At 57.5% G+C, this 11,911-nt stretch carries 11 protein-coding genes, 2 tRNA genes and 1 other RNA gene; 13 read left to right on the top strand and 1 reads right to left on the bottom strand.

Annotation, left to right across the window (positions count from 1 at the left end):
• Window positions 1-329: 329 nt before the first annotated feature.
• The 4 genes from rnpB (at window position 330) to EL26_RS17030 (ending at window position 3,028) form a co-directional block, all read left to right on the top strand.
• Window positions 330-723, top strand: an RNA gene (gene rnpB / locus EL26_RS24670) — RNase P RNA component class B.
• A 19-nt stretch (window positions 724-742) separates the two neighbouring features.
• Window positions 743-818: transfer RNA gene (locus EL26_RS17040), tRNA-Thr, on the top strand.
• Window position 819: 1 nt separating this feature from the next.
• A tRNA-Pro gene (locus EL26_RS17035) sits at window positions 820-896 on the top strand.
• A 362-nt stretch (window positions 897-1,258) separates the two neighbouring features.
• Complete coding sequence (locus EL26_RS17030) at window positions 1,259-3,028, top strand: hypothetical protein (RefSeq protein WP_152559301.1); 1,770 nt, start codon at window positions 1,259-1,261, stop codon at window positions 3,026-3,028.
• Window positions 3,029-3,097: 69 nt separating this feature from the next.
• On the opposite strand, the gene EL26_RS17025 is transcribed toward EL26_RS17030, so the two are convergent.
• The gene (locus EL26_RS17025) at window positions 3,098-3,286 is read right to left on the bottom strand and encodes a hypothetical protein (protein ID WP_038091609.1); all 189 of its coding nucleotides are present in this window, start codon (window positions 3,284-3,286) and stop codon (window positions 3,098-3,100) included.
• A 200-nt stretch (window positions 3,287-3,486) separates the two neighbouring features.
• On the opposite strand from EL26_RS17025, the gene EL26_RS26270 reads away from it, so the two are divergent.
• The 9 genes from EL26_RS26270 (at window position 3,487) to carA (ending at window position 11,911) form a co-directional block, all read left to right on the top strand.
• Complete coding sequence (locus EL26_RS26270; RefSeq protein ID WP_238546139.1) at window positions 3,487-3,864, top strand: DUF5665 domain-containing protein; 378 nt, start codon at window positions 3,487-3,489, stop codon at window positions 3,862-3,864.
• 39 nt (window positions 3,865-3,903) lie between these two features.
• Window positions 3,904-4,623 carry a TraR/DksA C4-type zinc finger protein gene (locus tag EL26_RS17015; RefSeq protein ID WP_038091607.1) on the top strand — a complete coding sequence of 240 codons (720 nt, stop codon included), beginning with the start codon at window positions 3,904-3,906 and terminating at the stop codon, window positions 4,621-4,623.
• Window positions 4,624-4,746: 123 nt separating this feature from the next.
• Window positions 4,747-5,220 carry a signal peptidase II gene (gene lspA, locus EL26_RS17010; RefSeq protein ID WP_038091604.1) on the top strand — a complete coding sequence of 158 codons (474 nt, stop codon included), beginning with the start codon at window positions 4,747-4,749 and terminating at the stop codon, window positions 5,218-5,220.
• Window positions 5,221-5,231: 11 nt separating this feature from the next.
• Complete coding sequence (locus tag EL26_RS17005; RefSeq protein WP_038091602.1) at window positions 5,232-6,185, top strand: RluA family pseudouridine synthase; 954 nt, start codon at window positions 5,232-5,234, stop codon at window positions 6,183-6,185.
• A 206-nt stretch (window positions 6,186-6,391) separates the two neighbouring features.
• Entirely contained in the window at window positions 6,392-6,946 is a 555-nt protein-coding gene (gene pyrR, locus EL26_RS17000) for a bifunctional pyr operon transcriptional regulator/uracil phosphoribosyltransferase PyrR (RefSeq protein WP_038091648.1), read from the top strand.
• Window positions 6,947-7,116: 170 nt separating this feature from the next.
• Window positions 7,117-8,367 carry a uracil permease gene (gene uraA / locus EL26_RS16995; protein ID WP_038091600.1) on the top strand — a complete coding sequence of 417 codons (1,251 nt, stop codon included), beginning with the start codon at window positions 7,117-7,119 and terminating at the stop codon, window positions 8,365-8,367.
• Window positions 8,368-8,521: 154 nt separating this feature from the next.
• Window positions 8,522-9,481, top strand: a complete 960-nt coding sequence (gene pyrB, locus EL26_RS16990) for an aspartate carbamoyltransferase (RefSeq protein ID WP_052036514.1) — start codon at window positions 8,522-8,524, stop codon at window positions 9,479-9,481.
• Window positions 9,482-9,525: 44 nt separating this feature from the next.
• A complete protein-coding gene (locus EL26_RS16985; protein WP_038091598.1) occupies window positions 9,526-10,812 on the top strand; it encodes a dihydroorotase in 1,287 nt (428 codons plus the stop codon).
• Window positions 10,813-10,828: 16 nt separating this feature from the next.
• Window positions 10,829-11,911 carry a glutamine-hydrolyzing carbamoyl-phosphate synthase small subunit gene (gene carA, locus EL26_RS16980; RefSeq protein ID WP_038091597.1) on the top strand — a complete coding sequence of 361 codons (1,083 nt, stop codon included), beginning with the start codon at window positions 10,829-10,831 and terminating at the stop codon, window positions 11,909-11,911.

Below are 11,911 nucleotides of genomic sequence, written 5' to 3'. Positions count from 1 at the left end.
CTTGGTAGCGCGCACGCTTCGGGAGCGTGAGGTCCAGGGTTCGAATCCCTGCATTCCGACCAACGAAGCAGAGGCTCATTTCCTTCGGGAAGTGAGCCTTTTTGCGTATCCGAAGAACGTCAAGAGCGGAAAAAACGGCCGACTCAAAACGCAAGGAAACCTATGAATTCAGCAGTATGACCGTCTCTATTGATGGTCATCCTGTACAGAAGCGGAATTTGTTTCGGTTTGTCATCCGAATCCTGTTGAATTGCAGTCGTGAGCGTGATAAGATACTACTTGTCGCCGCGATGAGCGGTGCACGACAACTTGATAGCAAGTCTGCAGAGACATGTGCGGCGATCGCGCGTCCGCTTGACGGACGTGAGGAAAGTCCACGCTCGCCTGAGCTGAGATGCTCAGAGTTCGGATGCCTGGCCAATCAATAAGCCAGGGCACCCCGCGAGGGGTGACGGCGGGGAACGCATGCTACGTCCTTCGGGATATGCTGCTACTACCCTGAAAGTGCCACAGTGACGAATCTCCTTGGAAACGAGGAGGGTGGAACGAGGTAAACCCCATCTGCGAGAAACCCAAATTATGGTCGGGGAACTGCTCCTAGGGAATGTAGTACTGGAACCGAAGAGTGGATCGACACATGTCGATAGATAGATGGTTGCCACCCGTAGTGCGAGGTCTAATCAGCCGCCTGAAGCACAGGGGAACAAAACGTGGCTTACAACAGTCTCTGCAGTTCGATTTTGCCGGTGTAGCTCAGTAGGTAGAGCAACTGACTTGTAATCAGTAGGTCGCGGGTTCGATTCCTGTTGCCGGCACCATCGGAATGTAGCGCAGCTTGGTAGCGCGCACGCTTCGGGAGCGTGAGGTCCAGGGTTCGAATCCCTGCATTCCGACCAACCAACTCGCTCAATGAGTACGATGAGATTGAGAGCGATGAGAAGAGCCTTTCCTCATGCAGTCATGCAGAGGAGAGGCTCTTTTTTTGTCGAATTGATTGGGTATGGAACATGAATCCTCTACCAAACAAACGGACGTATCCTTGCACGCTTCTTTACGTCCCGCCCCGCAATCCGCTTCCGGTACGGGAAGCGGTTCAACGGGAAGAAGTCGTTTGTTGCAGATGCAGAAAGTATACGGCAACCGGGTGACCAGCAGGTTTGTCGCAGCACAACGGGCCCGTCTGGCGGACAGCCGGAAAACGGAGGAGCCCGTCCCTGAACCCGCATCAGAAAGGAGTGCACCAACAGAGTCCGCTCCTGTGCAGATGAAATCGTCCTTCTCCGTGAATGTATCCTTGGAGGAGGAAGGCGCGGAACAAGTGTTCAAACCGCAAGAAGTCGAAGTGGAGCGAATCAAGACATCGGCCAAAGACCGCCCCCCGACGAAGTTCGGGATCACAAACGGCGGCAAGCACCAGAAGTCCCACTCCGTCGCCTGGTCGTTTTTTATCGACGTCGTGGAGAAGCAAGCCGGTTCTCTGGCCGACGTGTTACAGTATTTCTATCAATCCATCGCCAAGGTGTTTTACGCGGATGAACTGCGGGAGGGAGAGAGTGCTTCCACCGTCAAGAACAAGAACGGTCAGTATGTGAAAACGGACTATGCCTACCAGATGTTGATCAACGAAATGCAGCATTACAACCTCCAACAATTGCTGACCGATTCGTACACGATCTCCCAGTGGAACGAAATTCTCTCACATATCGTCCAGACTTACGTACGCGCCCACCAAGCCGCCCGCATGGCTTCTTTCAACAAAAAAGCCAAGGGCCGCGGCGAGGCGTCCGCGCTGGGCAAATTGAACCGGGTGGAATCGATTTTGAACGATGAGGAAACGCTGGATAAATTGGGAGAAATCGTGGAACTGTTTGAACGGGTGAGCATAGAGGAAGAAATGGACACAGACCCGGACGAAGAAGCGGAAGAAGTACAAGCGGAACCGGAGGAAGATCCTTCTGAGGACGAGGCGGAGGAATTGTCTGAAGAGGACCTGAACAAACTGCCCCCTCTCGACAAAGCCAAGCACCATATCATCGCCGCCGCGAAAAAACTGATCGACTTCAGCGCCCAATCGCAAAAACCAGATGACCTCGGCAACTCTCTCTATCTCTTTCGGGAGCAATTGTACAAAGGGTTTCCTACGTTGGCAGGTCAGATGGGAGAGCAAATCATGGAGGCTCTTCTGAAAGATGACGCGCGCAAGACCGCGTACGAGGAAGCCAAACAGCGATTTCAGTCTCCAACGCTCGCAGATGAAATGGACGCGAAGATCGAATCGATCCCCCGCTACGTACCCGCCAAAAACGAGACCACGTTCACCGTGAACGTGGCGTTGCGCTCCGGAGGCGAACAGGACATCTCCGCTGACAAACTCAAAGTCACGGGCATTCAAGCGTCAGACAACGATCGACCGCCGACGAAGTTTGGATATGAACAAGGCAATCCGGGGAAACAGCGTTCGCACACGGTGGCTTGGAGTTTGACGATGAGCGCGCTCAAGAGCGCGAAAGGAACGTATGCGCAAGTATACGAAAAATTCTATTGGAAAGTCGCCGACATCTATGAGCAAGACAGCGACGGAAATCAGTATGCGCGGGACGTGATCCAGAAATCCGGTGTCGCAGAGTGGAAATCCCCGGAGGAGATCTTGAAAACGCCGCGTCCTGTTTCAGAATGGCATTCCTTGCTTACGACTTTGATCCAGACCTATGTCGAAGCGCATCAAGCTTCTCAGATGGCCTCTTACAGCGCAGAACCGAAAAGCAACGGCGAGCCGGAAGCGCTCAAACAATTGGCGAAGTGGGAAGCAGACCTCAAGGCGGACCCGCATAAACCGGCGACCCCGATACAAATTCAATCGCTTGCCTCCCATGCCCGCAAGCTGTTGGACATACCGTTGCAAGCAAGACTGGAGTTGCACGCCGACAATCTGAAATGGGCGGCAAACACTTGGTATTCTCATCTCGAAGAAGCCTATCCGAACGTGGTCGCACGCTTCGGGGACGCGATAAAAGCAACTGTGACCTGAGCCCAATCATCAAAAAAGAACCACGAAAAAAGACCAAGTTTCGCAAAACGAAACTTGGTCTTTGATCTGTTATTGCTTCCAATAAAATAACGTGGTCAACACCCAACTCACAAGCCCGAGAATCAACAGGCCGATAAACACTTCCGAGTAGGGGATGCGATAGTCAAAAATCATCTTCGACAAAAAGCTGGCAAAGAGCTCCACTCCGCCGATCCAAATCGTGATCGACGCCAGCGAGCGCACAGTTTGGCGACGCAAGGTGATGCTCCTCTCTCTAGATAAGTCCGAGTCAAATGTCCGAGTCTGACGCAGCATGTCTTTTCATGATACACCTCTTGAGGGGAGACTCTCAACCACGGCGGTTCTTGAAACTTTGACAATTCTGTGCACGTACCGAATACTGTCATACTGGAGTGTCCTCTGTACGGGCATGATACTCACAAGCAGGAGGGGTTACGATGCGTAAAGAAGACCACGGGAAGATCGACCCGAAACCGATCGGGGAACCTTCGGAGAGGGTTCATGACGACCATGTCAAGTTGCCGGAGGAAACCCGATTTCTCTCCAGTCAGATTCAGCGCTTGGCCATCCAAATGGAGCGCGCCAATTTTTCGGAGTACGTGCAGTTGATACAACGTCCGAAACGCCTGATCTTTCTCAACTTGATCAGCGGAATCTCCCGGGGAGTCGGTATCGCGATCGGATTTACGGTCATTGCGGCCTTGCTTTTGTGGATCCTGCAGAAAGTTGCAGTTTTGAACCTCCCGATCATCGGAGATTTTATTGCGGATCTCGTTCGAATCGTCAACGCGCAGTTGCGTACGTCTTCTTACTAGCTCGTACCCAGACAGCACGAGGAGAAGGGGGACTCTCTCATGACTTTGACGAATGCCCAACTCAAGCAGTTGCGTTCGCAATTGGAAGAGGAATTGTCCGACATCCGCGATCGACTCGACCATACCGACGGCTATGGACTGGACGACTCGCTGGAAACAACGACCGATGAGTTGTCCAACTACGACAACCATCCGGGCGACATCGGTTCCGAAGTGTTTGAACGCGGCAAAGACTTGGCGCTGCGCGAACACGACTCGATTCGCATGGCGGAAATCGACGCCGCGATGGAGCGCATGGAAGACGGCACGTACGGCGTCTGCCAACATTGCGGCACCGAAATTTCGTTTGCGCGCTTGCAAGCGGAGCCCGCCGCCAACTACTGCGTGGATTGCCGCGAAGAAGCGGACGAACGCGAAGTGCAGGCAAACCGTCCGGTGGAAGAAAACTTCCTCTATCCGGGCTTTGGCCGCAGCGACCTCGACAACAACGACGAAGACTACAACGGCTTTGACGGCGAGGACGCGTGGCAAAAAGTCGCCGTGTTCGGGACGTCTACCACCAATGAAGACAACCCGGACTACACGGGCAACGAAGTTCAACACAACTACATCGACGCCGACGAGCGCATCGGGTATGTGGAGGACTTGGAGGGCTTCTTGATCGCCGACATGCACGGCAACCCGGTCGCGCCCGGTTTCGTGCGCAACGAACCGTACCGCCGCGCGTTCGAGGAAGCGGGAGACAGCCGCGACGTCTAGTAAATAAGGGACCAACCGCCACGCGGTTGGCCTTTTTTTGTCCACTTGTCACCTCCTGCCTGGATATGCTACAATTGGCACGCTAAAAAAGGCTCGGAAGTACGCCTAGAGAGGTGTGTCAGCATGTATTTCTACATCATCATCGCGCTTGTGGTTGGCATCGACCAATGGGTGAAATACTACGTTCGTCATCACTTGGAGGTCGGCCAGTCCGTTCCGCTGATCGACGGCGTGATCAACTTGACTTCGTTGCGCAATCAAGGAGCCGCTTTTTCGATGCTCGAAGGGCAGCAGTGGTTTTTCATTCTGTCGTCGGTCGTCGTCGTGGCGGCGGTCATCTACTACCGTCGCAAGGGCGAATTGAAAAACCGCCCCTTGATGGAGGTTGGCGTGGCGCTGTTGGTCGCCGGCGCCTTGGGCAACATGATCGACCGGATCGCGTTTGGCGTGGTCACCGATTTCTTCGACCTGCAATTCGTCCAGTTTGCGATCTTTAACGTCGCCGACATCGCCATCAACTTGGCGGTCGCGTTGATCGTGCTGGCGATCCTGATCGAATCGTTTAAACCCAAGAGCAAGAAAGTCGTGGAGAAGTAGGAGGAAGTCCCATGCAGCAACAACATGAAGACCTCGAATTGGAATCCCTCTCGTGGACCGTCGAAGAAGAGCAAGCCGGGGAGCGCGTCGACAAGTTTCTCGCCGAGCGGATACCCGATGTGTCCCGTTCGCAAGTGCAGGACTTGATCGATCAAGAACATGTCTTGGTGCAAGATCGCAAGACCAAGTCCAACTATAAACTGAAAACCGGCGATGTGGTCTCCGTGACCCTGCCGGAGCCGGAAGTCGCATCTATCGAACCGGAAGACATTCCGCTCGACGTGCGCTATGAGGATTCCGACGTGATCGTCGTCAACAAGCCGCGCGGCATGGTCGTGCATCCGGCGGCGGGCCACTACAGCGGCACGCTCGTCAACGCTCTGATGTTCCATTGCAAAGACCTCTCCGGCATCAACGGAGAAGTGCGTCCGGGCATTGTGCACCGCATCGACAAAGACACGTCCGGCCTCTTGATGGCCGCCAAAAACGACGTGGCGCACCGCCACCTCGCCGAACAGCTCAAGGAGCACACCGTCACGCGCAAGTACGTCGCTGTCGTGCACGGCGTGATCCAGCATGACCTCGGCACCGTCGACGCGCCGATCGGCCGTCATCCGGTGCACCGCCAACAGCAGGCGGTCTTGCGCGAGGGCGGTCGGGAAGCGATCACGCACTTTCAAGTGCTGGAGCGCCTGCCGAAGCACACCGTCGTCGAGTTGAAGCTGGAAACCGGACGCACGCATCAAATTCGCGTGCACATGGACTTTATCGGACACCCGCTCGTCGGCGACCCGAAGTACGGCAACCAAAAACGCAACCGCTTCGGCGACATCATCGAAGGCCAAGCTTTGCACGCGCAAGTGCTCGGCTTTGTGCACCCCCGCACCGGCGATTACTTGGAGTTCTCCACCGATTTGCCGGAGGAGTTGCAAAACCTGATCGACTTTTTGCGACATGACGCTTGACGAATGCGCAAGAGATTGGTAGACTGCAAGAGAACTGAAAACAGTATCCTTTAAACTGATCCTGTGAGGTCGGTAAGGAGTCCGGACTTTTTTGGAAGAGGCATGCTGTGCCCGCCTTCCGAACAGGCTTCTTTCCCTCGCTGCGGGAAGGAAGCCTTTTTTGTTGGACTCAGGGAAGGGTAGCGAAAGGGGGAGTCGGGATGGCATTGATCGAGAAAACGGTGTTGATGGACGAACAGGGCGTGCGCCGGGCGCTGACCCGCATCGCGCACGAGATCGTCGAGAAGAACAAAGGCACGGAGAACTTGGTGCTGGTGGGAATCAAAACGCGGGGGATTCACATCGCCGAGCGTTTGGCGGAGCGCATCGAGCAGTTTGAAGGCGTGAAGCTGCCCGTCGGCTCGCTCGACATCACCCTCTACCGCGACGATTTGAAACTGCGCACGGAACAACCGGTCGTGCACGGCTCGGAGATCGACTGCGAGATCAACGACGTCAATGTGGTGCTCGTCGACGACGTGCTCTACACCGGACGCACGGTGCGAGCGGCGCTCGACGCCCTGATCGACATGGGCCGCCCGCGCCAGATCCAACTGGCGGTGCTGGTCGACCGCGGACACCGCGAACTGCCGATCCGCCCGGACTTTGTCGGCAAAAACGTCCCCACCTCGCGCAGCGAAGTGGTGGCGGTGCAACTGCAGGAAACGGACGCGGTCGACTCGGTGATCATCTTCGAAAACGAGTCAGATCCCGCAAAGTAAGACACAATAACGGAAGCACTCTTTAAACGAGTCCTGTGAGGCGCGCAAGAGTGTACGGTTCGACCCAAGCACCGTCCGTCTGTCTAGGCACAGGCGGACGGCACAGGGTCGGCGTGTACCCTCTCCCGCGTCGGCAGGAGAGGGTTTTTTTCTTGAAGGAGGAAGACAACATGACCAAACCGCAACGCATCGTCGACGTCCATGAACGTCTGCCGCTGGGCGAAGCGCTCCCGCTGTCGCTGCAACATCTGTTCGCGATGTTCGGCTCCACCGTATTGGTGCCGTTTCTGACCGGGTTGAACCCGTCGATTGCACTCTTGACCAGCGGGATCGGGACGCTGATCTACATCTTGCTCACGAAGGGCATGATTCCGGGGTATCTCGGGTCGTCGTTCGCCTTCATCGGGCCGATTCTCGCCGTGAGCAAAGCGGAGGGCGTCTCGGCGGCACTGTTTGGTTGCCTCCTCTCCGGTATCGTCTACATCATCGTCGCCGCCATCATCCGAAACGCCGGCACGAAGTGGCTGGACCGCATCTTGCCGCCGGTCGTCGTCGGCTCGATCGTCATCGTCATCGGCCTCGGCCTTGCCGGTACGGCGGTCGACATGGCGTCCAAGGACTGGACGGTCGCATCGGTGGCTCTGATCATCGCGATCATCGCCTCCGCGTTCTTCCGCGGGTTCCTCGGCGTGATTCCGATCTTGCTCGGGATCATCGGGGGGTTTGTGTTCGCCGCGATTCAAGGGATGGTTGATTTCAGCACGGTGAGCCAGGCAGCCTGGTTTGCGCTGCCGGACTTCACGATGCCCAAAGCGTCATGGTCGGCGGCCCTCTTGATCGCACCGGTGGCGCTGGTGACGATCGCGGAACATATCGGGCATCTGCTCGTCACGGAAAACATCGTCGGCCGCAACTTGATGAAGAATCCGGGCTTGCACCGCTCGATGCTCGGCGACGGCGTCGCCACGGCGCTGGCGGGGCTCTTGGGCGGACCGCCGAGCACCACGTACGGGGAAAACATCGGCGTCATGGCGATCACCCGGGTTTACTCGGTGCGCGTCATCGCCGGAGCGGCCGTCTTCGCGATCCTGTTCTCCTTCATCGGCAAGTTTTCCGCCATCATCTCCTCGATTCCCGTCCCGGTCATGGGCGGCATCTCGATCTTGCTGTTCGGGATCATCGCGTCGGCGGGCCTGCGGATGCTCGTCGAGAGCGGCATCAACTACAATCACAAGCGCAACTTGATCATCTCCAGCGTGATTCTCGTGCTGGGCGTGGGCGGTGCGAAAGTTCATATCGGCGATCTGCAGATCGAAGGCATGGCCTTGGCGACGTTTGCCGGCATCCTGCTCAACCTCGTGCTTCCGCGCGGGTTGAACGAGGGGGACGCGGCAGAGCAGTCGGAGAAGGTTGTGCACTAATACAAAGTCATCACCTTTAATTCAATCCGAGAGGTTGGGAAGGTGAGTCGCCATTCGAAGAGACAGGATGCAACACTGTCTGTTTGAGTACAGGCTCCCTTCCCTTGTGGAATGGAGTCTTTTTTTACGGAAAAAACGAGAGGGGTTGCCGGGAATGTATCATGTGTTGAGTGCACACCAATTTGACCGTCAGCAGCTGGATGAATTGTTCAAGACCGCCGAGATCATGGAGTTCAACGCTCGCAAGGGCGGGCTGAACCTGCTGGGCGGCAAGATCATGGCGGCGTTGTTCTTCGAGCCGAGCACGCGGACGCGCTTCAGCTTCGAATCGGCGATGATGCGCTTGGGCGGGACGGTGATCTCCACCGAGAACGCGGCTCAATTCTCCTCGGCGATCAAAGGCGAGACGCTGGAAGACTCGATTCGCGTCATCTCGTCCTACGCCGACGTGATCGTGATGCGCCACAACGAAGTCGGCGCCGCGATGCGCGCCGCCAAAGTCGCCACGGTGCCGGTGATCAACGCCGGGGACGGCGCGGGCGAACATCCGACGCAATCGCTGCTCGACCTCTACACGATTCAAAAAGAGCTCGGCCGCGTCGACGGTCTGAAAGTCGCGATGGTCGGCGACCTCACCTACGGGCGCACGGTGCATTCGCTGGCGTACCTCTTGGCAAAGTATCAAGGTGTGAAACTGTACTTCGTCGCCCCGGAATCCTGCCCGATCCCGGAAAAAGTCAAAGCGTTCCTCGACGAAAAAGGGGTCGAGTACTTCGAAGAGACCGATCTGGAAAAAGTCGCCGAGATCGTCGACGTCCTCTACATGACCCGCATTCAAAAAGAGCGCTTCCCGACCCAGTCAGACTACGAACGGGCAGCCGGCGTCTACAAGATCGACCCGCCGCTGCTCGACCGGATGAAGTCCAACTCGATCATCTTGCATCCGCTCCCGAGAGCGGGCGAAATCGCGCCGGAAGTCGACGATGACCCGCGCGCGGCATACTTCCGCCAAGCGAAGAACGGCGTCTACATCCGCATGGCGCTGCTGGCGTACTGCTTGGAAGAAGGCATGGTCAGCCGCGACACGACGGCGTTGGAAAGCCTGCTGAAATAGTGCGTTTTTTTAGAGAAGAAACACCACCTGAGGAGGAGATCGAAATGGGTCTGTTGTTAAAAGGCGGCCGCGTCTTGAATCTGGAGAACGGAGAACTGGAAGCCCGCGACGTGCTGGTGGAGGGGAGACACATCACCCGCATCGCGGACTCGATTGAGGCGGATGCACATGAGGTGGTCGACTTGGGCGGCCATGTCGTCCTGCCGGGCTTTATCGACATGCATGTCCATCTGCGTCAACCGGGGTTTGAAGGCAAAGAAACGATCGCGACCGGCTCCCAGGCAGCAGCCCGCGGCGGGTACACCCAAGTGGCGTGCATGCCGAACACGCGCCCGGTGCTCGACACGCCGGAGTTGATGAAGTTCGTCATCGAAACGGCGGAGCGGGAAGGCTTCTGCACCGTGCTCCCGTACGGCGCGATCACCAAGAGCGAACTAGGCGAGGAACTGACCGACATCAAAGCTCTGCGCGAAGCCGGCGCGGTGGCGATCTCCGACGACGGCGTCGGCGTGCAATCGTCGTCGATGATGCGGGAAGCGATGCGCGTCGCCGCAAGCCTCGACGTGCCGGTCGTCATCCACTCCGAAGACGAAGACCTCGCGAAGGACGGCTGCATGAACGAGGGCGTCGTCTCCAAGCGCCTCGGCTTGCCGGGCATCCCGGGCCTCGCCGAGAGCGCGATGATCGCCCGCGACATCTTGCTCGCCCAAGAGACGGGCGCGCACCTGCACGTCTGCCACATCTCCGATGCCTGGTCGGTGGAACTGGTCCGCTGGGCGAAATCGATGGGCCTTAACGTCACCGCCGAAGTCACACCGCACCACCTGCTGTTGACGGAAGCGATCATCGACGCAACGGACGGGGCGGACGCGAACATGAAAGTCAACCCGCCGCTGCGCACCGAAGCGGACCGTCAAGCCTGCCTGCGCGGGCTGCTCGACGGCACGATCGACATGATCGCCACCGACCACGCCCCGCACATGGAAGAGGAGAAAAAACGCCCCTTCCGCACCGCACCGTTCGGGTTCGTCGGCTTGGAGTTCGCCTTCCCGGTTCTCTACACCGAACTCGTGGAAAAAAACAACCTGCTCCCCCTGCATGAGCTGGTGCAAAAATTTGCAACGAACCCGGCGCAAGTCTTCAAGTTGAACGGCGGCCGCCTCGCGGAAGGCGCACTCGCCGACCTTACCGTCGTCGACCTGAACACCGAGCGCACGATCAACCCGGACGAGTTCTACTCCAAGGGCCGCAACACGCCGTTTGCCGGCCAACAAGTCAAAGGCTGGACGGTTCTCACCGTAAATCAAGGCCGCATCACGTACCAAGCATAAGAAGGGTGGAGGAGCCATGAACGCAAGATTGATTTTGGAAGACGGAACGGTCTTTGAAGGACAAGCTTTCGGAGCCGAGGGCGAATCGTTTGGGGAAGTTGTGTTTAACACCGGCATGACCGGGTACCAAGAGGTGCTGACCGACCCGTCGTACTACGGGCAGATCGTCACGATGACCTACCCGCTGATCGGCAACTACGGCGTCAACGTCGACGATATCGAATCGGCGCATCCGCATGTGCGCGGCTTCGTCGTGCGCGAGTGGGAAGAGCACCCGAGCAACTGGCGCAACCGCGGCGACCTCGACGCCTACTTGAAGCGCAACAACATCCTCGGCATCCACGGCATCGACACCCGCATGCTCACGAAAAAAATCCGCGTGCGCGGCACGATGGCGGGCGTCATCACGACGCTTGACACCGCTGTGGAAGAGTACGTCGCGAAACTGAACACCGACAACCTGCTGCCGCGCGACCAAGTCGCGCAAGTGACGACGAAATCGACCTACCGCTGCCCGGGCGAACAGCGCCGCATCGTGGCGATGGACTTCGGGATGAAAGCGGGCGTGCTGCGCTCTTTGGTCGCACGCGGCTGCGACGTGACGGTCGTCCCGGCGCATACGTCCGCCGAAGAGATTTTGAACTGGGAACCGCACGGCGTCATGCTCTCCAACGGCCCCGGCGACCCCGCCGATCTGCACGAGATCATCGAAACGGTTCGCGAATTGCTGCCGAAAGTGCCGGTCTTCGGCATCTGCCTCGGCCACCAACTGATCTCGCTGGCGTGCGGCGCGAAAACCGACCGTCTGAAGTTCGGTCATCGCGGCGCCAACCATCCGGTCAAAGACCTGCTGAACGGCCGCTGCTACATCACGTCGCAAAACCACGGCTACGTCGTCGTGCCGGAATCGTTGGAAGGCACGGGCCTGGAACTGACGCACATCAACCAAAACGACGGCTCCGTCGAGGGCGTCCAACATACGAACTACCCGGCCTTCTCCGTCCAGTACCACCCGGAAGCACGTCCGGGCCCGGACGATTCGGATTACCTGTTTGACCGTTTCATGGATATGATCGATACGTACTGGGAGGCGAACTAA

The sequence above is a fragment of the Tumebacillus flagellatus genome (assembly GCF_000714935.1).
GTDB lineage: Bacteria > Bacillota > Bacilli > Tumebacillales > Tumebacillaceae > Tumebacillus > Tumebacillus flagellatus.
This window is presented reverse-complemented; position numbering and strand designations above follow the sequence as displayed.

Coding starts and splice junctions, on each gene's coding strand:
- EL26_RS16985 (WP_038091598.1), top strand. CDS start 9,526: ATGGGTCTGTTGTTAAAAGGCGGCCGCGTCTTGAATCTGGAGAACGGA.
- EL26_RS17015 (WP_038091607.1), top strand. CDS start 3,904: ATGACTTTGACGAATGCCCAACTCAAGCAGTTGCGTTCGCAATTGGAA.
- EL26_RS26270 (WP_238546139.1), top strand. CDS start 3,487: ATGCGTAAAGAAGACCACGGGAAGATCGACCCGAAACCGATCGGGGAA.
- EL26_RS17005 (WP_038091602.1), top strand. CDS start 5,232: ATGCAGCAACAACATGAAGACCTCGAATTGGAATCCCTCTCGTGGACC.
- uraA (WP_038091600.1), top strand. CDS start 7,117: ATGACCAAACCGCAACGCATCGTCGACGTCCATGAACGTCTGCCGCTG.
- lspA (WP_038091604.1), top strand. CDS start 4,747: ATGTATTTCTACATCATCATCGCGCTTGTGGTTGGCATCGACCAATGG.
- carA (WP_038091597.1), top strand. CDS start 10,829: ATGAACGCAAGATTGATTTTGGAAGACGGAACGGTCTTTGAAGGACAA.
- pyrB (WP_052036514.1), top strand. CDS start 8,522: ATGTATCATGTGTTGAGTGCACACCAATTTGACCGTCAGCAGCTGGAT.